We start from the raw sequence: 24,982 nt of genomic DNA, 5'->3' as shown, positions 1-24,982 counted from the left end.
TAATATAAATTTAATCAAATTTCAACACACAACCCCTTTTTTCATTGCTAGAATAGAAAGTAAGACATTTTTAGACAAAGGGGATTATCGTGTTGTCGAAAATTATTCATTTTACTGTTTTCATGCTGTCTATCTTTCTAATAGGAATCTATCAACCTATACATGCTTCAAATGTTGATGTCGTAAAAGTTGTTGCAGGATATGAAAATGATTATGGCAAGCAGTTAATTAGGAGCAATAGTAAGAAAATAGAGTACGAGTTTACCAACCTGTCCGCCATATCGGTGACAATGGATAAACAGGACGTTCAGGAACTAAAAAATCATGAGCATATTACATACATAAAGGAAAATACATCTGTAAAGTTTTCAACCGATAATGGTCAGATTACAGAAGTAGCGGAGTTAGATGATATCCCAGAAACCGAGCGCTGGAACATCAGTCAAATTGGAGCGGAAAAGGCCTGGGTAGAAGGTTCAACGGGAAAGAATGTAAATATCGCTATCATTGATACAGGAGTCTCCCCGCATCATGAATTAACAGTGGCAGGCGGGATTGCAACGGTTGATTATACGGAGAATTGGAAAGATGATCATGGTCATGGAACCCATGTTGCTGGTGTAATTGCAGCTAGTCATAATGAGACTGGTGTTGTAGGTGTAGCACCGGACGCCAATATATACGCCGTTAAAGCGCTCGATGAGAATGGAGAAGGCGACCTTGAAGACATTTTAGAAGGCATCGATTGGGCGATTGCGAATAACATGGATATTATCAATCTATCGCTAGGAACGGACGTGGAAGATCCATTATTGGAGGAAGCCATCGAAAAAGCAGCTGACAATGGAATATTAATAGTAGGAGCAAGCGGAAATTCTGGAGAGGAAAGTTCGGTTATCTACCCGGCAAAATATGAACATGTCATTGGAGTTTCCGCCGTTGATGGACGATTGAATATTGCTCCTTTTTCTTCTACTGGCCCAGAGGTTGAATTTTCTGCACCCGGATTTAGTATTCTAAGCACTTTTTTGGATAATTCATACGGTACAGCAAGTGGAACATCACAAGCAGCACCACATGTGACAGGGATACTCGCCTTATTAAAGGAAAAAAATCCTGACTTGTCCTCGGAAGATCTTCGAAAAGAACTAATTTACCACACGAAAGATATCGGAATAGAAGGCAGAGATCCATTATATGGACATGGTTTTGTCTCTTATTTCCCGGAAGATCAGGTTGCCCCAAGTGATGTAACCAATGTGGATATCTATCATACTACTTCAGACGGCTTTTCGATTCAGTGGGAAAACCCTTCAGAAGAAGATTTTAAAAGGGTGGAAATCTATTTAAATGATGTGTTTGTTGACTATATAAATGTTGAAGAAGAACCAACCTATACGTTTAAGGAACTGGAATCTGACAAAGAGTATCAATTGACCATATATGCAGCAGACCGTGTAGGGAACTTATCTCAAGGGATTGCAGAAATGATACGAACAGAAACTATTGAATTAGAGGAAGAAGAACATTCAAAAGAAACGACGGACGAAGTTGAGGTTGAAGAAAAAAATGAAGATCAACCAATAATTACTGCACCTAAAGAGCAATCATCAAACAGTGCTGCTAACACAGAAATGAATCAGAAACCTGTTACAGTTGGGATTATAAAAGATGATTCAGATGATAAAAAGGATGAGAAAAAGAAAGATTTAACGTCAAGTTCATCGGATACTTCTAAGAAATCTGATGGAGAAGACGAAGACTCTGTTAGAAAAGATAATGGCCGTGATTGGGATGACATACTATCGGAAAAAGAAACATATGAGACATGGAATACGGAAACAAATATGGCAGACTCCACTCATATTGAAAAGTCTTTTTCAACAGAAAAGGAGCCAGAAAATAGTAAAGCTGATACAGTGGAAAATCAATCTCTCTTTGGAAAACTCATGGATGTAATATCTGGCATCTTTATTTCCCTTTTTACATGGGCAGTTGGTTTATTTAATTAACAATCATTAGCTGACGGGCTGTTAATCTCAGGATTAACAGCTTTTTTGTTTAAAAGTGGGGGAACTGTCGGTACTTAGCATTGCCATCTTATATTATGTTTCTTTTTTGACAAGACTATAGGTAAAAAAGGGGGATTTGATGGAGCTTATCCAAAGATATGTTTCCAAGGAGCTAACCCACTTTGTTGGTCGCCATCAACCAGAAAAAGAACGATTTGATTTATTGATTGAAATTATAAAAAGTGGTTGGCTTTTACATAAAAATATTCGTGGGGATATAAAAATCAATACGGATGCACATGGGCTGGAAGACATTGTTACTCCAGGAATTACTTGCTTTGCAGACATTCCAATCAATGACTTATCCCTCCATATGGAAAAATACAGTAACTTCGGGCTAGCTTTTAAGAAGGATTTTCTTGTGGAAAGAGGAGCTAATCCGGTTCATTATATTGCTACAAATGGTTATATCCAAATCTCAAAAGAAATGCCCAGTAATCAAGCCCCGGTTCGTGAAGATTATTTTAAAGATAACATTAAACGTTACTTCACTTGGAAAAGTCATATGAAGAAATTAATAGAAAGAAATGCACAAAATGAAAATAATACTCTGGAAGATATGGAAAGGCTAGAGCAACTGGATTCGTTTCTAATCAAACATATATTTGCGTATTTAAAGCCATTTGACGCATCCAAAACAGATGCAGATGAGGATAATTATTATCTTGAAAGAGAATGGAGAATTGTCGGTGACGTTGCATTTTCCCTGAATGACATAACAAGAATATTAGTACCCGAAAAATACGGAAGAAAACTCCGAGAAGCATTACCTGAATATACCGGACAAATCTCATTTACCGAATAAGATTCGCCCGGTATATTTTTTGCAATTCGACAAAATTCGGGGAGTGCCAGGCACCCGATGAGATAGCAAAAATCCGAACTTCAATCCCCGCCTGAACTTTGGTAATCGACAAAACTCGGGGAGTACCAGGCACCTGAGAGGTGGCACGTTATAATAGTGCGCCGATAGCTCCTGCGTGGGAGCCTTTTTCTGGGAAAATGGGTTCATATGGCATCATGTTTTGGAAACCACTTAATACTTCCTTTAACGGGGCGTTTCCGTTTAGTGTACTACCAACGAACACGACTTTTTCTGTTTGATGAGAAATGGCAGCTTGTCCTGCCAGGGAGATGATGGTTTCCCCAAGCAATTGGATAAGACCAGCTACATGATCTTCTACTCTTGCTTTCGCGTTTAAATGTGCTTTACCAAAGTTGGCTGCAGTTAGATGACCAGGGATTGGTGGATCATATGGAGAGTAAATATCTTTTACTAATAAATCGCTATTTTCATTGGACCCTTTTTTGGCAAGCTCGATTATATGGTGAAAGTCATTTCTCCCAGTCAGCAGTGAACCCAGTCCCATTAAGGTTCCACCACCAATCCCACTTCCAAGGACACGCTTAGAATTATCAGGGGTCACATGAAAAATAGATGTACCTGTTCCAATGCTTACTAGAATAAAATCTTCGTCAAAGCTTGGTTTCTTTTGTTGCAATAAAAACTTTGTTCCTTTTGTGACTGCTGTGAATTCGTCGACAACATGATTTCGCAGATTTACTTGCTTTTGTATATGACCACTCTTGCCGCCAGTTAAGTAGAGAACAGCATCAGGTTTTACCATTTGCAGCCATTCTAGCAGCTTATTCATTTCATGATTCCTGTAAGACATCACATGGAAGTCTCCCTGTTCCTCATAGGCGATTTTGATTAAGGAACCACCCGCATCAATTCCAATTTTTTCAGGCATCATCTATAATCCTTTCTAAAAGTCAATTTTTTTAGCAATTTTATCATAACGTATACACATTATTTTGACAATTCCGAGGATAGTTCCTTCTAGATTGGCATATTTCATAAATATTAATTAAAATAGAGTTAGGTGTGAAACCTTTTCTTTCTTCTATTCGTAGTATTAGTTAACGAAAATAATAGTAATTAGATTTTAAATATAGGCATTTTAATAGGAGCTGGTAGAAATGAAGGCATTTTTTCAATTTGTTTTACAATCCATATCCGCCTTCTCTGCAATGGTCATTACATGGTTAATCACTTTTATTGGATTTGAACTAACCTTTCTCCTTTCTAATCTGATTGCTCTAGCAGGTGGAGCCATCGTATTTTTGACAGTGAAAGGTATTGCTGATTACCGATTTGTCCGTCAGAATGGGCTTACGAGAAGAGAATATAGATATATTGAAAAAAATCTGAAAGAAGCAAAAGAGAAAATTTCAAGGTTACAGCGTTCCCTTATGAGCGTTCGCAGTATTGATCAGGCGAAGCATAATCTGGAACTTATTCGAACCGTTCGAAAAATTTATTCCAACACAAAAAAAGAACCAAAGCGTTTTTATAAAGCAGAAGGGTTTTATTATGACCGTCTGGATTCCCTTGTTGAGCTAACGGAAAAATTCGCATATTTATCATCTCAGCCAGCTAAATCTAAGGAAATTTCTGATTCACTGAGAGATACGCGCACAACGATTCAAAGTTTAGGTGAATCGGTAAAAAAAGACTTATATATCATGCTCGATGATGATGTAGATACATTAAATTTTGAACTCGATGTAGCCAAAAACTCTATGGAACGTATGAAGAAAAAAGATAGGAGGATTCTTAAATGAACGAACCAAAACGCGAAACAGAACACTCAGATGAAATAAACGACCTATTAGCCAATCCGTTTGGAAAGTCTGACCCTTTTCAAGAAGACACAGATGTACAACAAGCAGACGAGGCAAAGAAAATGATAGATGTTTTAAAGGAAGCAGATAAACAAAAAGCATTGCAAATCGCAAAACAGATTGATCACCAAAATCAGCAGTCCATTACAACGTATGGAACGGAAGCTCAGTCTAAACTGATGGATTTTTCTCATTCCATGCTAGAGCATGTTGATCATAATGATGTCAGTGAAATTGGCAGTATTTTAAAAGACTTAATGAAGAAATTGGAGCAAGTAAACCCGGATGAACTCAAACCTGAAAAACGAGGACTCCTTTCCCGTATGTTTGGCAAAATTAACAGCACGGTTAATGAAATTCTATCCAAGTATCAGAAAACCGGTGCCCAAATTGATAGAATTAGTGTCAAACTAGATCGCAGTAAAAGTGCGCTGATGAAAGATAATCAGTTATTACAACAGCTTTTTGAAAAAAATCGTGATTTTTATGATGCGTTAAATATTTATATTGCAGCAGGAGAAGTAAAGCTGCAGGAACTGGAAACAAGTGTCATTCCTGAATTAAAGAAGAAGGCAGAACTCAGCCAAAGTCAAATGGACGTTCAGGTTGTAAATGATACATTACAGTTTGCGGAAAGATTAGAAAAGCGTATGCACGACTTAAAACTAAGCCGTCAGATTACCATGCAAAGCGCCCCGCAAATTCGTCTAATACAAAACACAAACCAAGCTCTTGTAGAAAAAATCCAATCATCTGTATTAACAGCAATTCCTTTATGGAAAAATCAGATTGCAATAGCATTAACTCTACTTCGTCAACGCAATGCCGTAGAGGCACAGAAAAAGGTTTCACAAACAACCAATGACTTATTGCTTAAAAATGCAGAAATGCTAAAAACGAACACCATTGAATCTGCCAGAGAAAACGAACGAGGACTTGTCGATATCGACACCCTCAAGAAAACCCAAGAAAATCTGGTTTCTACTATAGAAGAAACACTACAAATACAAACAGAAGGCAGACAAAAACGCCAGCAAGCAGAAAAAGAACTCCAAGGAATGGAAAACGAACTCAAACAAAAACTGCTCGAACTTCGCTAAAGGTGCCTGGCACTCCCCGGATTTTGTCGAATAAAAAGGTGCGAAACTGTTAGTCTTAGGACTGGCAGTTTTTTGTTTTGAATTCACATCTGAAGTTTCCTAAATATTTGTCATAATTATTTTATATAAATTATTAAAAAACTATAGTACTATAGAATATAAATTAAAATAGAATAAAAAATACAAGACTTTTACTTGTGGCACACTTTAATTGGAGGGGAAGACAATGAAAAAGATAAAAAAAGCGATTATTCCAGCAGCTGGACTGGGTACTAGATTTTTACCAGCTACGAAAGCAATGCCAAAGGAAATGCTCCCCATTGTAGATAAGCCAACGATTCAATATATTGTGGAAGAAGCAATTGCCTCAGGAATTGAAGACATCCTTATTGTAACGGGAAAAGGAAAACGTGCGATAGAGGACCATTTTGATATCAATTTTGAATTAGAAAAGAATTTAATGGATAAAGGAAAATACGATGTGCTAGAAAAGGTGAAGGAACCTTCTGAAGTAGATATTCATTACATACGTCAGAAAGAGCCAAAAGGACTTGGACATGCGGTCTGGTGTGCTCGGAAATTCATTGGAAATGAACCATTTGCTGTTCTGTTGGGAGATGACATTGTTGAGGCAGAAAAACCCGTACTGAAACAATTAATAGAGCAGTACGAAGAAACGGAATGTTCTGTAGTAGGGGTACAAAAAGTTCCAGAAGAGGAAACCTCTCGTTATGGAATCGTTGATCCATGTACCATTGAAGGCAGAAGGTATCAAGTCTGTGATTTTGTTGAAAAACCAACAGCTGGTACCGCTCCTTCTAACTTAGCAATTATGGGCCGTTATATACTGACACCTGAAATCTTTAGCTTTTTGGATAAGCAGGAAATCGGTGCTGGTGGCGAAGTACAGCTAACTGATGCGATACAGCAGTTAAATAAATTTGAGCGAGTCTATGCATATGATTTTGAAGGGAAACGCTTTGATGTTGGAGAAAAACTGGGATTTATTCGAACAAACCTGGAATTTGCTATGCAGAATAAAGAAATCGGAGAAGAAGTAGAAAAGATGGTAAGGGAATTGTTGATAGAGAGGGAAAGAATAGAGTAATAATAAATGCTGCACATGATTCATATTCTGAACATGTGCAGTTTTTTAATTTCAGCCATACTAGACTCGTTTAATAATACCAATATTGTGTTGTTCTTACTAAAATTGTCAAAAAATAAATTTTTCTGTCTATTTGTTATTTACAAACTCTACAGAATTATGTAATATAATTCTAACTAGCTTAGTAGAAAGTTTTCTATCACCCTTTATAAAAGTAAGGGGAATAGATTATCTCACAGAAGAATTACCATACTATCAGGGGGGGAATATGGATGAAGAAAAAGTTGGGAGCACTATTAATGATGGTTGTCGTACTGATGGTTTTAGCTGCATGTGGAGGGGGAGAAGCAGATGAGTCCAGCGGTAGTGCAGATGATGGAGAAGTTTATACACTCCAGGCTGGCCACTCACTGCCAGATGATCACCCATATCATTTAGGTTTCTTGGAAATGGCTGAAAAAGTAGAAGAAAGAACGGATGGACGAGTGAAAATTGAAGTCTTTCCTTTTAGTGAAATTGGGGCAGAACGTGAATTGACAGAGGGGCTAACCTTAGGAACCGTTGACTTAGCTGTATCTTCTACAGCACCTGTTACTAATTTCGTTCCAGAATTGGCTGTCTTGGATGTACCTTTTATATTCAATGACCGTGATTCGGCTGTGGACGTATTAAATGGGGAAATAGGCGATGAGCTATTTCAAGCGATGGATGATCAAGGAATTATAGGACTGTCCTGGGGTGAAAATGGGTACCGTCATGTAACGAATGCTCTTCATCCAGTTGAAAAACCAGAAGATCTAAGTGGACTTAAAATTCGGGTGCAGGAGAATGAAATACACTTAGCAGCATTTGAAGAACTTGGAGCACAACCCACGCCAATGGCTTGGACGGAAGCCCTGACTGCGCTTCAGCAAGGGGTTGTAGATGCACAGGAAAATCCAGCAATTGTTGCAGACCAATATAAACTATATGAATCCAATCAAGAGTATATGACTTTGACAGGACATGTATATTCCGTGGCTGTTTACATGATGAGTAAACAAACTTATGAAGAGTTGCCAGAAGATCTAAGAGATATTGTGTTGGAAGAAGGTCAGAAAATCGGGGCAATGGAGCGAGACATGATTGTAGAAATGGAACAGGAATCTCTAAAAACATTGGAAGAGCAAGGGGTAGAAATCATCGATGAAGTTGATCCTGCGCCATTCCAAGAAATTGTCAGCTCTGTTTATGACATGGTTGAGCATCAAGAACTTCTTAATAACATATTAGAAGCACAAAAATAAATAGACAGATAGAGACAGAAATAGGAGAAAGGTGCTTTCTCCTATTTCTGTTACAAGGGGGCATCAGACAATTGCAGAAGATCGTTGGTTACATAAATGTAGGGATGAAACATTTGCTGAACGTAATAATGGCTATTTTAGTTATTTCAACATTTCTACAGGTTGTTTTTCGCTTTGTACTTGAAAATCCACTTGCCTGGACGGAAGAATTAGCACGTTATTGCCTTATTTGGTTAACATTCTTAGGTGCTGCCTATACCATGTCGTTAAAGCAGCATATTGTTGTTGAGTTTTTCACGAATCTATTTCCTCCTTTTGGTCGAAAAATATTTCAAATGCTTGCAGCGATTGTTAGCTTACTATTTTTTACTTTAATGATTTATCAAGGAATTCAATTATCGTTAAGTGCCGTATCACAATTATCTCCTGTACTTCGTCTTCCAATGGGAGCAATTTATGCTGTTATTCCAATTGGCGGGCTCTTTCTAGCAATCAATCTTATTTCCGTAATCATTCATGATATGAAAAAGGGGGATGACGCACATGACGATTCTGCTGTTTAGTTTATTAATCCTCTTATTTTTAATTGGGGTCCCAGTTGCTGTAGCACTTGGATTATCAGCATCTACGGTATTTTTAATGGAAGGTAACGTCTCCCTTATTGTTATTATGCAGCGGATGTTTAATTCCGTCGATTCCTTTCCATTACTAGCTATTCCGTTCTTTATTCTTGCAGGGAAGTTAATGGAAACAGGTGGGATTTCCACTAGACTTATTCATTTGGCGAACGTTATTTTTGGACGAGTGAAAGGGGGACTTGCTCTTGTCTCCATTGTAGCTTGTGCCTTTTTTGCGGCTATTTCTGGATCCGCCGCAGCAACAACAGCAGCTGTTGGAGCATTAATTATTCCAGCAATGGTAAAACGTGGCTATGATAAAGACTTCTCTACCGCTGTACAAGCTGCTGGTGGGACGATCGGAATTATGATTCCACCAAGTGTGCCGCTCGTATTGTATGGGGTGGCAGCAAGTGTTTCGATTAGTGATTTATTTATCGCAGGGATTATCCCTGGAGTTATTGTCACGGTTTCCTTACTTATTTTGGTCTATATTATTTCGTTAAAAAGAGGATACGGCGGAGGAGAAACCTTCACATTTGCTGAATTTATAAAGGCGTTTTTGGATGCGATTTTAGCATTACTAATGCCTGTCATAATTTTAGGTGGAATCTATGGTGGTATTTTCACACCGACGGAAGCGGCTGTTGTAGCTGTAGTCTATGGACTAATCGTGGGTCTATTAATCTATCGAGAAATTAAATGGAAGGACTTATCCGATATTTTTTCAGCCTCTGTAGTTACTAGTGCCGTTATTATGTTTATTATTGCGGGTGCATCCGCATTTGGTTACTACCTGACACGAGAAAGAGTACCTCGAGAGATGGCCGATTTTATGCTGGGTATTACAGATAATTGGATTATTGCGCTATTAATTATCAATCTATTGCTTTTAATAATTGGTACATTTTTAGAAACATCTGCAGCAATCATTATTTTGACACCAATTCTTGCTCCAATTGCAACAGCCCTTGGAATTGACTTGATTCATTTTGGTATTATCATGATTGTGAATCTGGCCATTGGGTTCATTACGCCACCTGTTGGTGTTAACTTATTTGTTGCTTCCAATATTGCAGGAACCAAAATTGAAAAATTAATCCGAGCGATAATTCCATTTATCCTTGTGATGATAGTGGATGTTATTATTCTATCTTTTATACCAGAATTAAGCTTGTTCTTAACAGATTAAAAAGAAAGGAGTCATTAAAATGGCTAAGAATAAACAGGATTCACGATTTAAAATTGCCCACCGAGAAGCACTTATTGGCTGTGGATTGGCTATTGTAAATATTGTGTGGTGGTACGGATTTGCCTTTGGTCTTGGTTCCAAGCCACCAGAAGAGTACAGCTATATTTTTGGGTTTCCTGCATGGATTTTCTGGAGCTGTATTGTTGGATTTTTAGTGATGGTTGTCTTGGTTGCGATCGTTGTTAAATTCGTGTTAAAAGAGGTTCCATTTGAAGAGGAGAACGGGAAGAAAGATGAGGTGAACTCCGCATGAATTGGGCAGTTCTTACACCATTACTCGTATTTTTAGTCATTATTTTCCTTATTGGTTTTTGGTCCAATCGAAAAATGGCCAAAGCAGACGGCTTTCTCGGAGATTACTTTCTAGGAAGCCGAGAATTTGGCGGACTTGTACTAGCCATGACGATGGTAGCTACCTATGGCAGTGCATCCAGCTTTTTAGGAGGTCCGGGTGCCGCCTATTCGATCGGCTTTGGATGGGTACTTCTGGCAATGACCCAAGTTGCAACCGGTTATTTTACCTTACTCGTTTTAGGGAAAAAATTTGCTATAGTCGCGAGAAAATATAAAGCGGTTACGCTAATTGATTTCCTGAAAGCAAGATATAAAAGCACACCAGTTGTTTTACTATCAGCCATTAGTATTATTATTTTCCTCTTTTCAGCCATGGCAGCGCAATGGGTTGGAGGAGCTTATTTAATTCAATCACTAACTGGATTAAGTTACATAGGGGCATTATTTATCTTTACTCTTTCTGTATTAGTGTACGTTACCATCGGCGGGTTTCGGGCGGTAGTTATGACAGATACGATCCAAGGGATTGTTATGTTCTTTGGAACGATGATTCTATTAGTTGCTGTCATTGTTGCAGGTGGCGGTGTGTCTACTATTATTGCGGATTTAGTTACCATTAACCCTAACCTGATTACCCCATTTGGTCAGGATGGTCAATTAACATCTGCCTACATTTCGTCTTATTGGATTCTTGTCGGGGTTGGGGTTGTTGCATTGCCTCAAGTGGCCGTACGTGCGATGTCCTATAAAAATGCCAAGGCGATGCATAAAGCAATCATCATTGGAACAATCGTTGTGGGCTTTATTATGCTTGGCATGCATCTAATTGGTGTATTTGCGCGACCAGTGTTGCCTGGGATTGAAGTAGCCGACCAGGTTATCCCACTTGTTGCATTAGAAGTTTTACCAGCGTGGGTCGCAGGTATTATCCTTGCTGCACCACTCGCAGCGATTATGTCAACGGTAGACTCCCTATTGCTTTTAGTAAGTTCTGCCGTTGTGAAGGACGTTTATATTAACTATGTAAAACCAGATGCATCTAGAAATCATGTGATGAAAGTAAGTATGGCGGTTACTGCCGTAATTGGTGCCATTGCTTTTGTTTTAGCCATCAGTCCACCTGATTTGTTAATCTTTTTAAACTTATTTGCTTTCGGCGGGTTGGAAGCAGCATTTATTTGGCCATTAGTTCTTGGGCTTTACTGGAAATTTGCCAATAAATATGGCGCTGTAGCTTCGATGATTACTGGTATTGGTTCTTATATAGGAATTCATTTTTACAATCAGGCTTATGGTGATTTACTAGGGGTGCATACCGTAACCGTTCCAGTTTTCTTGTCACTTATTGCCTTTGTCTTGTTTAGTCTAATGTTCAAACAGGAAGCATATGAATTTCCTAGTACAACGATAAAAAAAGAAGCGTAAGGGAGAGGTTGCATGACTGTACAAACATCGAAACGATTAAAAAGAGACTATGAGCGGGTGGTATCACTCACACAGCAGCTCGTTCAAATACCAAGCGTATATAGACCAGAAGATCCTAATGGGAATGAGGAAAAGGTTGCGCATTTTGTTGCAGATTATTTACGAAATAATCTCGGGATAGAGGTCTACATGGAAGAAGTCTCTCCAGGAAGGCCGAACGTAATTGGAATAGTTGATTCCGGAAAACCTGGAAAGACCCTTCTTTTCGAAGGACATACAGATGTAGTTACGGAAGGAGATAAGAACGCTTGGAAATATGATCCATTTGGTGCGGAGATTATCGACGGGAGAATGTACGGTAGAGGAACCAATGACACAAAAGGAAACCTCGCCTGCATGATTACAGCAGTTCAATCCTTGCTGGAAGATAAAGAAGATTTCACCGGAAAAATTATCTTATGTATCCCGGTTGATGAAGAAGGGTTAATGCTCGGAATAAAGGATTTCATTAAACAGGGATGGGCAGATGATGTAGATGGTGCCATCATTTGTGAACCAGAAGAAAATCAGATCTGCGTTGCCCAACGAGGCGCCCTGCGTGTGAAAATTACGGTTCATGGAAAAATGGCGCATGGAGCAATTTCCTGGAGTGGAATTAATCCCAATTGGCGGATGGCAAAGATCATTACAGCATTGGAAGAACTGGAAAAAGAAGAACAGGAAAAACATGGCGGTCATCCTTATCTCCATTGGCCAAGCATTACGCCAACTATTTTACAGGCACCTGTTGAAGGGGATGCACAGATCAATGTTATTCCGGATCGTTGTATGACGACCTTGGACATCCGCACTGTGCCATCCCAGGATCATGATGAATTGCTTGGTAAAATAGAAGCCATTTTTACAAGCTTAAAAACAGCTGATCCAGATTTCCATGCGGAGTATGAAGTGATTGATAACCGACCAGCAACAGAAACGCGTAAAGACGAAGAAGTCGTAAAGTCGATTTATCATGCGGTTCAAACCGTATTAGGAAAAGAACCACAATACAATGGAGTTCCGGGTGCAACAGATGGAACCTTTTTGCATATACATGGCGTCCCAATCGTAACAATCGGTGCGGGAGACAGAGAAGTTCCGCATCAGATCAATGAATATGTTGATATCAAGGAATTAGGAGAAACAACAGAAATATACCGGACTGCTGCATTAGATTTTTTAGCAGGTGACAAGGCATAAAAATTGGCTTCATCACAGCGTTTCTAACGGAAAGGAATCTTTTGATGCAAAATATCTATCAAGTTTGACGTAGTAAATTGATTTTCTATCCGTTCTTGCATACACAAACTGTGGTAAAGTGCTTGGATTCGCCAATGTAAAAGTTCATGTGTTTTTTCTACTTTTAATATCTAAAGCACATAATTTCTGTAGCGGGTACACGCAAAATAATAATAACGGATTCTTAAACCAAAACTAGCGAGGTGTTTCTAAAGTGCAAACATACAAAATAGCTGTATTACCAGGAGATGGCATAGGGCCAGAAGTGACAAAAGAAGCAGTAAAAGTATTAAAAGCGATAGAAGAATCGGACGAATCGATATCCTTTGACATAAAGACGTTTCATTGGAACAGCGAGTATTATTTGGAACATGGAAAAATGATGCCAGACGATGGTTTAGATCAATTGAAAACTTTTGATAGCATCCTATTTGGTGCAATTGGTGATAGTCGTGTTCCAGATCCTGTGACCGTGTGGGAGCTCATCATGCCGATTCGGAAAAACTTTCAGCAGTTCGTTAATTTTCGGCCTATTAAACTATTAAAAGGATTACAGAGTCCACTAAATAATAGTCATCCGATAGATTTTGTGATTCTTCGTGAAAATGGGGAAGGCGAATACTCTAATATGGGCGGCACGATGTTTCCGGGAGAACAACGAGAAATGGCTGTGCAAAATACGGTGATGACTAGACAAGGAATAACACAAATTGCAGAATTTGCTTATCAGTATGCACGAGAGCATGGAAAAACAAAGGTGACCAGTGCAACGAAATCCAATGCAATTATCCATGCGATGACATTTTGGGATAAAGTCGTCGAGGAAGTAGCGGAACAGAATGCTGATGTGGAATATGAGAAATATTACATTGATGCACTGGCTGCTTACTTTGTCCAGCGTCCAGAGGATTTTCAAGTGGTACTAGCATCTAACCTGTTTGGAGACATTCTATCTGATCTTGGTTCAGCAATTGTGGGGGGATTAGGTTTGGCCCCTTCAGGAAACATCAACCCAACACGTGAGTTCCCATCGATGTTTGAAGCGGTTCACGGATCAGCACCGGACATTGCTGGAAAAGGAATCGCGAATCCAATAGCACAGATTTGGTCTGCAGCCTTAATGCTCGAACATCTGGGACGAAGGGATCTCCATGATAAAATTCTATCTGCTATTGAGGAAATTTTAGAAGAAAAGAATGTATTAACTCCTGATATTGGAGGTACGGCGACGACCGAACTGGTTGGTGATGCAATTGCAGGAAAGCTTTTAACGAAGGTTAGGGGTTAAGTAAAAATAGGAAAGGGAGTGAAAGGATGTCGTTACAGGGAAAAACGTTCATCATAACTGGTGCTGGTGGAGGAATGGGGAAGGCTACCGTTGATTTATTGGTGCAAGCAGGTGCCAATGTGGTGGGCTGTGATTTGAATACAAGCCATCTAAAAGCATATGAGGCTGTGGAGAATTTTGTCTCTTTTGAAGGAAATTTATTAGAGGAACAAACAGTAAAGCATGTATTTAAAGAAACGGAAGAACGCTTTGGAAAAATCGATGGACTAGCTAACATCGCTGGGATTGCCCAAAGTGCCACACCAATTGAAAAAGTAAGTTTAACAGATTTCCATCGTATTATGGATATCAATTTGACCATGATGTTTTTAACCTGCCGGGAAGCTGCTATTTATATGAAGAAACAAAACCAAGGAAGGATTGTTAACATTGGATCGGTTTCTACAACAAGACCGAGACCTGGATTACAGTCGTATATTGCATCAAAAGGTGCTGTAGAATCCTTTACGAAAGCATTGGCACTGGAACTCGCAGAACATCATATAAATGTGAATGTACTTCACCCAGGACCAGCAGATACAACCATGCTTGGGAAATTTACAAAAGAAGATGGGGACGTAGACGAGGCAAGAAAAGAAATTTTCGAAAAAAGTGTACCGCTTGGAAGATTAATCCAGCCGAAAGATATTGCAGGTTCCATTAAATTCTTACTATCTGATGAAGCAAGTATGATCACTGGTACTGTTTTACATGTTGATGGCGGCAGAAGCATATAATGAGGAGGAATGAATATGCAACAAATTAAGATGTACATAGACGGTGAATGGGTGGAAGCATCAGGTGGTACTGTCCTGGATGTAAAAAATCCGTCCAATGGAGAAGTGATTGCATCCATTCCAGCAGGGAAAGCAGAAGATGTAGACAGAGCGGTTCAGGCTGCTAAGCGAGCATTTCAGGATGAGTCCTGGAGAAAAGTGAAGCCGCATGAGCGTGGAGATATTTTATATGCAATTGCAGAAAAATTAAAATCCGACCGTGATGAACTTGCAAAACTAGAGAGTATGGATGTCGGAAAACCATTGACTCAAGGGTATGCTGATGTCGATGCGGCGATTCGCTATTTTCGGTTTTATGCTGGTGCTGCTGACAAGGTGATGGGAGACACCATCCCTATTGAAGATGGCCTCATTGATTATGTTGTACGGGAGCCCGTTGGTGTAACAGCACATATCATTCCATGGAATTATCCGATTCAAATCATTTCAAGAAGTGTTGCAGCAGCTATAGCAACGGGAAATACCGTTGTCGTGAAAAGTGCAGAAGACACACCAATGACTGCGAATAAATTAGCTGCGTATTTTGATGAACTGAAATTGCCAAATGGTGTGTTCAATCATGTAACAGGACTTGGGCAGGACGCGGGTGCAGCCTTATCCGCTCATCCACTTGTCAATCATGTCACATTTACTGGGTCTGTTCAAACCGGAGTTGCTGTAGCGAAGGCTGCTATGGAAAATGTTGTACCAGTTACACTAGAACTTGGCGGTAAGTCACCTAATATCGTGTTTGCGGATTGTGATGTGGAAAGAACCGTTCAAGGTGTGGTTCGAGCGATTATTCAAAATGCCGGCCAAACCTGTTCTGCAGGATCAAGGCTATTGGTGGAATCATCCTTTAAGGATGAATTTCTGGAAAAAGTAGTTGAGGCGTTTAAGCGCTTGGAAGTTGGTCAGGGTCTGGATGATAAAGATATCGGGCCAATATTGAATGAAAAACAATTTAATCGTGTGAAAGAATTTATCACGCTAGCACGTCAGGAAGCCGAGATCTTAGTTGGCGGAAAGCAAGTTACCGTGGAAGGTGCCGAAAAGGGGTTTTACATCGAGCCAACGGTTATTGATGGAGTAGACCCTAATAGTAGATTGGCACAAGAAGAAATATTTGGTCCGGTATTGACGGTATTTACCTTTGACGATACGGAAGAAGCGCTGAAGCTAGCGAATAGTACCGATTATGGATTGGTTACTGGTATCTGGACAAAGGATATCAGCAGGGCACATTATTTATCCAGCCGAATCGACTCCGGGCAAGTGTTTATTAACAATTATGGAGCTGGTGGCGGCGTGCAAATGCCATTTGGCGGATATAAACGAAGCGGATTTGGCAGGGAGAAAGGCTGGATTGCTTTGTATAATTATACGCAAGTGAAGAATGTAGCGGTGAGATATGATTGATTGGAAGGAAACTGCCTATTTTTGGGTGGTTTCTTTTGTATCTTTTAAGTTTGTAGAAAGCTAAAGAAGTAAAATAGTGAAGGATATAAGGAGGTGGCACTTATAGAATACTTAAATTCCGTGCAAAAAATCATCTCAGATTCAAAGAGAGTACTAACCGAAAAAGTAGATTTATATAGTTACTCGTTTGATGCGTCTTTTGGTAAGTACCTACCTGATTTGGTGGTCCAGCCAAAATCTGTTCAGGAAGTGGCGGAGTTAATGAAGTTGGCCAATAGATATGAGATTCCAATTTATCCGCGTGGCCAGGGGACGAGTTTAAGTGGTGGACCTCTTCCAGTTAAGGGGGGGATTGTTTTAGATTTATCGCAATGGGATACCAAACTAGACATTGATGCTGAAGACATGGTTGCTGTAGTGTCACCCGGAGTATTAACGGCAGATATTAATCATGCAGCGATGGAAAAGGGATTTATTTACCCACCAGATCCAAGCAGTTCCAATGTATCCACTATTGGAGGAAATCTAGCCGAAAACTCAGGTGGTCCACGTGGGTTAAAATATGGCGTAACGAAGGATTATGTCATCGGTCTTGAGGTGGTAACCCCAGAGGGAGAGATTATCCGGACTGGCGGTAGAACAGTGAAAAACGTGACTGGATATGATTTAACCAAATTAATGGTTGGTTCGGAAGGCACGCTTGGTATTATTACGGAAGCTATCCTTCGACTTTATCCCAAGCCTCAAGCGACTAGGACTTTAATGGCAATATTTGATGATATTGTTGATTCTGGTAAGGCAATTACCTCCATTTTAGGATCGGGAATACTGCCTTCAAAACTCGAGATGATGGACAATGCTTCGATTCGGGCAGTAGAAGCGTATGAACCGCTAGGACTTCCTGTTGAAGCAGAAGCGCTAATCTTGATAGAATTGGACGGACATCCTGCCGCAATAGATGATGAAATCACACAAGTACATGATGTTTGTACAGCAGCAGATGCAAAAGAAGTAAAGGTTGCACAAGACGACAAGGAAGCAAGTGGATTATGGAAAGCTCGCAAACTGGTATCGCCTGCTATTGTGAGGGAAAAGCCAACCAAAATCTCAGAGGATGCCACTGTTCCACGAAGCAAAATACCAGAGATGTTCCAACGTTTAAAAGAAATTAAAGAAAGATATGAAATAGATCTAGTTGTTTTTGGTCATGCAGGGGACGGAAATTTGCATCCCAACATAATCGCAGACAAAAGGAATCAGGAAGAAATGCGACGAGTGGAACAAGCAGTCGAAGAAATTTTTAAAGCTGCTATTGAACTAGGTGGTACATTGTCTGGGGAGCATGGAATTGGAACGTTAAAAGCACCTTTCATGGAAATGGAATTAGGAGAGGTGGGACTCGATATGATGAAACGAATAAAGCAAAGCTGGGATCCGAAAAACATCCTTAATCCTGGAAAGATTTTTGCAGAGCCCGGTCAAAAGCTGGTGTTAACAGATGACTAAAGCGGAACTTGCGTATGAAGAAACAGTTGATTGTGTTCAGTGTGGCTATTGCTTACCTGCTTGTCCTACCTACCTCACAATGGAAAAAGAAACACACTCACCAAGGGGACGGATAAATCTAGTAAAAATGGCAGCAGAAGGTAAGATTACTTACTCGGAATTAGAAGGCCCAATTAATTTATGTTTGGGTTGTCGCGCATGTGAGGTAGTTTGTCCAACGAATGTTCAGTATGGTACGATTTTGGAATCTGCTAAAGAGGTGTTAAGGGAGAATCAGAAGAGAACTTCGACATTTCAAGCTTTTATTTTCGAGAATGTATTGCCGAATCAAACCTACATGCTTGCAGCAAGAGCCAGTCTTTCTGTTTATCAACAGTTTGGCATGCAAAAGATAGCACGTGCTACCAAAGCTTTGCAATGGTTACCTGAAAATGTTCGTTCATTTGAAAGCATCTTGCCAAAGACTGATAAACGAACGCGAAGGAAAAAGTATTCTCCTGAGCAGGAACCTATATTTAAAGTGGGCTTTTTCACCGGATGTGTGATGGATGTCATGTTTTCAGAAATTAATAAAAAGAGCATCAAACTCCTGCAAGCTGCTGGCTGTGAGGTTACGGTCATTAAGGAACAAACCTGTTGTGGTGCTCTGCAAAATCATGCTGGCGAATCTAATATTACCAAAGAGTTAGCGAGAAAGAATATTGCAGCATTTGAGAAATATGATTTTGACTATATCGTGAATAGTATCGGTGGCTGCGGAGCCATGCTTGTCGAGTATGACCGGCTTTTTACGGATGAGGAGGATTGGAAGAAGAGAGCCCATGAGTTTGTTAGAAAAACAGTGGATATTAGTGTGATTTTAACTCAATTAAAACTACCCTTTCAAAAAGAAATTTCCAAGGTTGTGACTTATCAACCATCCTGTCATCTTAGTAATGTTCAGAAGAGGGTGGAAGAACCGGTAAATCTCTTAACCTCCATTCCGGGCATTCAGTATATACCGTTGCCACATAAAGAACTGTGCTGTGGTTCTGCTGGAATTTATAATATCGTTAACTATGATGCTTCGATGCAGATATTAGATAAAAAAATGGGCCACGTGAATCAGTTAACATTAAGACCTGAAATAATGGTCGCGACAAACCCAGGTTGTCATCTTCAGTTGAAACTAGGAGTGGTTCGGGAAGGATTGGGTGAGCAAATGAAGGTTGTTCATTTAGTCGAACTTCTTGCAGAGGCTTGTGCTTTGGAGAGTGACGCCAAGATTTGACAAAAAAATCAACTTCTTCATGCTATAGTTATAGGGAAGGTATGATTTCTTCTTCATTACATAATGTTAGGCAGGCGACAAAACGATGCAGGCAGTAGAAAGCTGGATATTAAGAATATCCATTGTGCTTTATGCAATCTTACATTTTATTACTTATTTCTATGAAAGTACTATTCTTCTTTATTTGTTAGTGTTTAGTGGATTTTGTATCTTCCTTTCTGCCATTTTAAGGCTTCATATTAAAAAGATAAAAATGCCATTCGCGCTACTGATAGCAGGACTGACTATTATGACCTTTTCTGGGGAATCCGTTCTGGAAGGATTAATTAGTGGGCTCGTTCAAATGCGGAATATGATCGGACTACTAATTATCGTACCAATGATCAGCTGGGTACTTCGTGAAGAGTCCTATATTGAGTCTATCATGGGTTTTGCCCATAATTTGCTGGATACGAGCCGAAAATTTTATTTTGGTATCGTTTCCTTTACCCAAATTATTGCTTACTTTTTATTGTTTGGATCCATCTTAATGATGTATCAATTTGTCAATAGGATCTTAAAAAACGAAAAAGGAGAGCCTTGGGAAAATTACAAGGGAACCGCATTGCTCCGTGGATTCTCTCTTTCTGTCATGTGGGTAGTAAGTATTCCTAGTTTTGCCTATGTAGTGGAAGTAATGGACGCACCACTTGGATTATCCATTTTACAGGGGTTAGGCATATCAATCGCTGGTATTATGGTAGCCCTTATATTTTCCCACTTTGAGGAGAAACGCTATGGAGTGGATTTAACGGCAGGTTTGCAAACGGAGATTGATGATGTATTAAGTCATACAAGAGATAAAAAACAAATGCATCGAAATGTGTTGGAATTCTTTGTATTATTTATTACTTTGTTCGGAACCATTCTTATCTTACAGGCTTTTGTAGATTTAGAGTTATTGGTTCTTATTCCTTTAATTGTGTTGGTTTGGATTGTAGCCTATTATCTTTTGAAAAGACGACCTAAGCGGCTAACTCAAGAAGCCTATTCTTACTTCACAAAAAATATGGAAAACCAAGCCTATCAATTATGTGTCATGCTCGGAGCGGGAATCTTAATCTATGCTTTAAATCAAACCACATTTGCGCAAACGGTTGTTGATGGAATTTATGCAGTGCAAGAATCCATTCCATTTTTAAATATCTTGTATTTCCTGCCGTTTATTATTATCATCCTTGGTTTTGTTGGACTAGGACCACTAACCGTGATGGTACTGGTTGCTGGTATCTTGGAAACAATTCACCTTCCGTATCCGCCTGAATTAATTGTACTATCTATTACATCCGGAAGTGCTATTTCTATTCTATTATCACCGTTGATTATGCCACTGATTATGTTGAGTGGTGCGAATGGGTTGAATGCATTTAAAAATGGGATTGGGTTTAACTGGAAGTATGCAGTGGTGATTTATGTGTTGGTGCAGGGGTATGTGCAGGTGAGGTTAATGCTTGGGGGATAAAATAAAAGACAGATGTCAAATCTTTTAATAGAATTTATAATATATAGAATGTATAATAAAATTAAGAAAATTTAAAAGTGCGAGATGATGTAGACATGAATAAATTAGAACAATTTTATAAAGGACAGACAGCTCGATTACAAAGAACCTTTACGGAAGAAGACGTGAAGAAAAGCAGTGAATTAACAAAAGATTTTAGCCCGGTTTATAACCAAAAAGAAGATGTGTGGAAGAAGTTTTATGAAAAGCCTATTGTACCGGCTCTATTGACGGAAGGGCTTATTACTCAAGTAATTAGTGAAAAGTTACCTGGTGTTCCATGTGTTCTCTTACAAAAGGACTTAGTCTTCTACCATCCCGTTCATGTTGGCGAGGAAATCACAGCAGAAATGGTTGTTATAGACATCAATGCAGATAGAAAATGGGTGACACAAAAGGTAACTTGTTTGGATGAGGATGGGAAGGAAGTTATTAAAGGACAAGTTGTCATATTACTGTTATCGAATCAAGAATGATAGGTGATGCTAATGATGTTAAAAGAAAATCTATTACAAGACATGGACGATTGGTTGCTTGTCGAGACAAATGAAATGGAAAAGGTAACATCTGCGAGCCCCTCTTTCTACAAACAGTTTCATGTTAGTAAAGAAGAAATAGAAGGAAAGTCTATACATACTTTGATTGGAAGATATTCGAATATAAATAAAAATAAAGTACTGTTCGGAATGGTGTATGGTCATCCTTGTTTAATAAAGCACACTGCTAAGAAAAATAGCAATCTATATCATATTCTATTACAAGAAAAGGATATTGATTATACCGAGGTCATTTCCTTTATTAATTCAATTGAAACAAAGAGGTACAAGAAAAAATCTATTAATGAAAATCGTTATAGTTTCCATGATATCATCGGTTACAGTCCAGCGATTCAGCGTGTGAAAGATTTAGCATCGAAAATTGCTATCGGTAATTCTACCATTCTACTGACTGGGGAGAGCGGAACAGGAAAAGAATTGTTTGCACAGGCCATTCACGGATTAAGTGCTAGAAAAGATCATCCTTTTATAGCGGTAAATTGTGTAGCAATCCCAGACGAATTATTTGAATCCGAACTTTTTGGTTATGAAGCGGGGGCTTTTAGTGGGGCGAAGAAAGATGGAAAGCCAGGAAAGATAGAGCTGGCGCAGAATGGGACCTTATTTTTAGATGAAATATCGGAATTATCTTACTTGTCACAAGGAAAGTTATTACGTGTTCTGCAGGAAAGAGAAGTGGAGCGTTTAGGTGGTACTTCACGGAAGCAAGTGGATATCCGAATTATTGCCGCCACAAACCGTGATTTAAAACGACTGGTCGAAAAGGGAGAATTTCGTCAGGATCTATTTTACCGTTTGTATGTTTTTGATTTGCAAATCCCTCCACTGCGGATACGAAAAGAAGATATATTACCTTTAACTCATAAATTCATAGAGTTTTACAACCAAAAATTTGATAAAGAAGTAGACTTTATTGATTCAGGACTGGAAGAATGGTTATTGAGTTACGAATGGCCCGGAAATGTTAGGGAGCTAAAAGCAAGCATTGAACGAGGAATGAATATAGTGGAAGGGGATACTTTAACACTCGATAAATTATATTTTTCTACCAGTTCATCTGTTAGTAATCCAACTCCAGTAATCAATAGGGATACTGCCTTTTCCAGTTTAGATGAAGCTGTAAAACATGCAGAGATATCTGCTATCAAACAGGCATTGGATGAAGCGGATGGGGACCGCGTCCTAGCTGCTCAAAAACTAAAAATCCATGTAGCGAGTTTATATAGAAAGGTAGCCAAGTATCAATTAAAAAATAAGTGAATATCACATGGAAGTAAGCCTACTTGCGAATATAAAGTCAGGCTTTTTTTTATTTCTTTGTAGAATTCCTATTCGCATTTATAATTCGCAAATTTGATAATCATAGTTTTTTTGCAAAAATGATAGACATGAAATGCTGATATAGTCACTTTCGATAGTTGGCACATTTTTTGCTTAATGAATTGTAAAAGGGAGGGAAAGAAATTGTTGGATTTTTCTTTTTCAGAAGAACAAGAATATTTTCGAGATATGCTAAAAGAATTTGCTAAAGAAGAATTACTTTCTAATTATACAAAATGGGATAGAGATGGAACGATGCCTAGACACCTTTGGAAGCGATTGGGACAATTAGGCGTTAATGGATTGAGAATACCAACAGAATACGGTGGTAGTGAGGCGGACTGTGTAACAACAGGAATTGCAGCAGAGGAGATTGGTAGAGGAGACTTTAATTTAACCTATGCAGTCATGTTGAATTCTTTAATTGGTGAGATAATTACGAATCATGCATCAGAAGAATTAAAACGGGAATGGCTCCCGCAAATCGCAAGTGGTGAAAAAATAGTCGGGATTGCCTTAACGGAACCAGCAGCTGGTACCGATGCAGCTGGGATCCAAACGACAGCTATTTATCAAGATGGAGTTTATATTTTAAATGGAGAAAAGTCAGGGATAAGTGTAGCAACAATTAGTGACGCTTTCATCATCTTTGCAAAAACTAACCCAGAATTGGGGAATCGTGGAATTAGTGCGTTTATCCTTCCGTCTGATTTACCTGGGGTTGAATGTAAAGGGTATGAAGATATGGGCAATATTCCGATTGGACGAGGATCTATATACTTAAACGATGTTGAATTGCCAGAAAAATACTTAATTGGACAAGAAAATAAAGGATTTGCTCAAGTAATGAATGGATTTGACCTTAGCCGACTGTTAATTGGACTTCAATGTGTTGGTGCAGGTTTTCAGAGCTTAGATGAAACCATTGAACATGTGAAAGTCAGACAATCTTTTGGCAAACCACTGGCCAAATATCAAGGGGTATCATTTCCAATCGTTACACATTATACACAATTAGAAATGATCAAATGGCAGGCATACAGAGGTTTATGGCTTCGTGACCAAGGATTAAAGCATTCCAAAGAGTCTGCTTCTGTGAAATGGATGGGACCAAAATGCAGCCAGGAAGCCATTCATGAATGCTTATTATTAAATGGACACTATGCTTATACTAAAGAAATGCCTTTGGAGCAAAGACTTAGAGACGTTATTGGTTTAGAAATTGGAGACGGAACGGCACAGGCCAATCAGATGGTTATCGCCAAAGATATTATTGGGAAAGAATTCAAGTCATATGAAAAACCAGTGACAACGAATTAAAAGGGGGAATTGGTAATGGGATTAACCGATATTTTATACGAAAAAGTAGAAGGAGTAGCAAAGGTAACCATTAATCGTCCTAAATCTTTAAATGCCTTTCGAGCAGAGACCATTAAGGAATTAATTTGGGCCTTTCGTGATGCTTGGGATGATAATCGAATTGGTGCCGTTATCTTAACAGGGGCTGGAGAAAAAGCATTTTGTGTTGGTGGCGACCAGAAGGAAAAAGGAGACGAAGGAGGTTATGATTACAATGGTGGATTAGGTGGTGGAATTGGCCTGGAAGTAGAAAATTTACACCAGACCATCCGAAACATCCCAAAACCTGTTATCGCTGCTGTGAATGGATATGCCATCGGTGGGGGGCATGTGTTGCATGTTATTTGTGATCTGACCATCGCTGCTGATACTGCGAAATTTGGGCAAAGTGGACCAAAAGTAGGAAGTTATGATGCAGGATTTGGTTCCGCTTACTTAGCTAGGGTTGTTGGAGAAAAGAAAGCCAGGGAAATTTGGTATTTATGCGAACAATATACAGCAGAAGAATCAAAAGAAATGGGACTTGTTAATAAAATAGTTCCAGCTAGTGAATTGCAAGAAGAAGCCGATAAATGGGCTAGAAAAATACTAGAAAAAAGCCCAACTGCCATTAAAATGCTGAAATATTCCTTTAATGCGGATTCTGCAAACATACAAGGAATATCACAGCTTTCCATGGGAAGTTTAGCCATGTTTTATAATACGGAAGAATCGGAAGAAGGGAAGAATGCTTTCCTTGAGAAACGTCCGGTTGACTTTAATAAATTTAGAAAATAAGGAGGAATATG

General features: G+C 39.1%; 22 protein-coding genes. 21 read left to right on the top strand and 1 reads right to left on the bottom strand.

The annotated features are described in order from the left end of the window. Nucleotides 1-92: 92 nt before the first annotated feature. Entirely contained in the window at nt 93-2,012 is a 1,920-nt protein-coding gene (locus D8M06_RS06115) for a S8 family serine peptidase (protein WP_121203500.1), read from the top strand. A 139-nt stretch (nt 2,013-2,151) separates the two neighbouring features. After that, entirely contained in the window at nt 2,152-2,877 is a 726-nt protein-coding gene (locus D8M06_RS06110) for an abortive infection system antitoxin AbiGi family protein (protein ID WP_121203499.1), read from the top strand. Between the two features lie 148 nt (nt 2,878-3,025). Here D8M06_RS06110 and coaW read toward each other — a convergent pair whose 3' ends face one another. Beyond that, on the bottom strand, nt 3,026-3,826 hold the full coding sequence (coaW, locus tag D8M06_RS06105) for a type II pantothenate kinase (protein ID WP_158591740.1): 801 nt from the start codon (nt 3,824-3,826) through the stop codon (nt 3,026-3,028). A gap of 229 nt (nt 3,827-4,055) precedes the next feature. Here coaW and D8M06_RS06100 point away from each other — a divergent pair, with 229 nt between their 5' ends. The 19 genes from D8M06_RS06100 (at nt 4,056) to menB (ending at nt 24,971) form a co-directional block, all read left to right on the top strand. Then, the gene (locus tag D8M06_RS06100; protein ID WP_121203497.1) at nt 4,056-4,700 is read left to right on the top strand and encodes a 5-bromo-4-chloroindolyl phosphate hydrolysis family protein; all 645 of its coding nucleotides are present in this window, start codon (nt 4,056-4,058) and stop codon (nt 4,698-4,700) included. Continuing rightward, entirely contained in the window at nt 4,697-5,860 is a 1,164-nt protein-coding gene (locus tag D8M06_RS06095; protein ID WP_121203496.1) for a toxic anion resistance protein, read from the top strand. The genes D8M06_RS06100 and D8M06_RS06095 overlap by 4 nt, the downstream gene beginning before the upstream one ends. 226 nt (nt 5,861-6,086) lie before the next feature. After that, complete coding sequence (gene galU / locus D8M06_RS06090) at nt 6,087-6,968, top strand: UTP--glucose-1-phosphate uridylyltransferase GalU (protein WP_121203495.1); 882 nt, start codon at nt 6,087-6,089, stop codon at nt 6,966-6,968. Between the two features lie 272 nt (nt 6,969-7,240). Beyond that, nucleotides 7,241-8,254: a TRAP transporter substrate-binding protein gene (locus D8M06_RS06085; RefSeq protein WP_121203494.1), complete on the top strand. Its 1,014-nt coding sequence runs from the start codon at nt 7,241-7,243 to the stop codon at nt 8,252-8,254. A 71-nt stretch (nt 8,255-8,325) separates the two neighbouring features. Further along, a complete protein-coding gene (locus D8M06_RS06080) occupies nt 8,326-8,817 on the top strand; it encodes a TRAP transporter small permease (protein WP_121203493.1) in 492 nt (163 codons plus the stop codon). Continuing rightward, nucleotides 8,798-10,063: a TRAP transporter large permease gene (locus tag D8M06_RS06075; protein ID WP_121203492.1), complete on the top strand. Its 1,266-nt coding sequence runs from the start codon at nt 8,798-8,800 to the stop codon at nt 10,061-10,063. The genes D8M06_RS06080 and D8M06_RS06075 overlap by 20 nt, the downstream gene beginning before the upstream one ends. 19 nt (nt 10,064-10,082) lie before the next feature. After that, entirely contained in the window at nt 10,083-10,376 is a 294-nt protein-coding gene (locus tag D8M06_RS06070) for a YhdT family protein (RefSeq protein WP_121203491.1), read from the top strand. Then, nucleotides 10,373-11,842 carry a sodium/pantothenate symporter gene (gene panF / locus D8M06_RS06065; RefSeq protein WP_121203490.1) on the top strand — a complete coding sequence of 490 codons (1,470 nt, stop codon included), beginning with the start codon at nt 10,373-10,375 and terminating at the stop codon, nt 11,840-11,842. Before D8M06_RS06070 ends, panF begins: the two co-directional genes overlap by 4 nt. Before the next feature lie 12 nt (nt 11,843-11,854). Next, nucleotides 11,855-13,081, top strand: coding sequence for a M20 family metallopeptidase (locus D8M06_RS06060; protein WP_121203489.1), 1,227 nt, complete (start codon nt 11,855-11,857; stop codon nt 13,079-13,081). Between the two features lie 253 nt (nt 13,082-13,334). Beyond that, on the top strand, nt 13,335-14,408 hold the full coding sequence (locus D8M06_RS06055) for a tartrate dehydrogenase (RefSeq protein WP_121203488.1): 1,074 nt from the start codon (nt 13,335-13,337) through the stop codon (nt 14,406-14,408). Nucleotides 14,409-14,434: 26 nt separating this feature from the next. Beyond that, nucleotides 14,435-15,184 (top strand): SDR family NAD(P)-dependent oxidoreductase, encoded by a 750-nt coding sequence (locus D8M06_RS06050; RefSeq protein ID WP_121203487.1) that lies wholly within the window; start codon nt 14,435-14,437, stop codon nt 15,182-15,184. 15 nt (nt 15,185-15,199) lie between these two features. Beyond that, complete coding sequence (locus tag D8M06_RS06045; protein WP_121203486.1) at nt 15,200-16,642, top strand: aldehyde dehydrogenase family protein; 1,443 nt, start codon at nt 15,200-15,202, stop codon at nt 16,640-16,642. A gap of 93 nt (nt 16,643-16,735) precedes the next feature. Then, nucleotides 16,736-18,148, top strand: a complete 1,413-nt coding sequence (locus tag D8M06_RS06040; RefSeq protein ID WP_121203485.1) for an FAD-binding oxidoreductase — start codon at nt 16,736-16,738, stop codon at nt 18,146-18,148. Continuing rightward, nucleotides 18,141-19,418 carry a (Fe-S)-binding protein gene (locus D8M06_RS06035; protein ID WP_121203484.1) on the top strand — a complete coding sequence of 426 codons (1,278 nt, stop codon included), beginning with the start codon at nt 18,141-18,143 and terminating at the stop codon, nt 19,416-19,418. The genes D8M06_RS06040 and D8M06_RS06035 overlap by 8 nt, the downstream gene beginning before the upstream one ends. 85 nt (nt 19,419-19,503) lie before the next feature. After that, nucleotides 19,504-20,919, top strand: coding sequence for a hypothetical protein (locus D8M06_RS06030; protein WP_121203483.1), 1,416 nt, complete (start codon nt 19,504-19,506; stop codon nt 20,917-20,919). A 95-nt stretch (nt 20,920-21,014) separates the two neighbouring features. Continuing rightward, nucleotides 21,015-21,434 (top strand): hotdog family protein, encoded by a 420-nt coding sequence (locus tag D8M06_RS06025; protein WP_147404949.1) that lies wholly within the window; start codon nt 21,015-21,017, stop codon nt 21,432-21,434. Nucleotides 21,435-21,446: 12 nt separating this feature from the next. Continuing rightward, complete coding sequence (locus tag D8M06_RS06020) at nt 21,447-22,775, top strand: sigma-54 interaction domain-containing protein (protein ID WP_158591739.1); 1,329 nt, start codon at nt 21,447-21,449, stop codon at nt 22,773-22,775. 204 nt (nt 22,776-22,979) lie between these two features. Further along, complete coding sequence (locus D8M06_RS06015) at nt 22,980-24,155, top strand: acyl-CoA dehydrogenase family protein (protein ID WP_241558854.1); 1,176 nt, start codon at nt 22,980-22,982, stop codon at nt 24,153-24,155. Between the two features lie 15 nt (nt 24,156-24,170). Further along, nucleotides 24,171-24,971: a 1,4-dihydroxy-2-naphthoyl-CoA synthase gene (menB, locus tag D8M06_RS06010; RefSeq protein WP_121203480.1), complete on the top strand. Its 801-nt coding sequence runs from the start codon at nt 24,171-24,173 to the stop codon at nt 24,969-24,971. Nucleotides 24,972-24,982: the final 11 nt, after the last annotated feature.

It is taken from the genome of Oceanobacillus halophilus, from assembly GCF_003628505.1.
GTDB classification, from domain to species: Bacteria; Bacillota; Bacilli; order Bacillales; family Amphibacillaceae; genus Oceanobacillus; species Oceanobacillus halophilus.
Note: the sequence above shows the minus strand (reverse complement) of the source record. Positions and strands in the feature narration are given on the sequence as shown.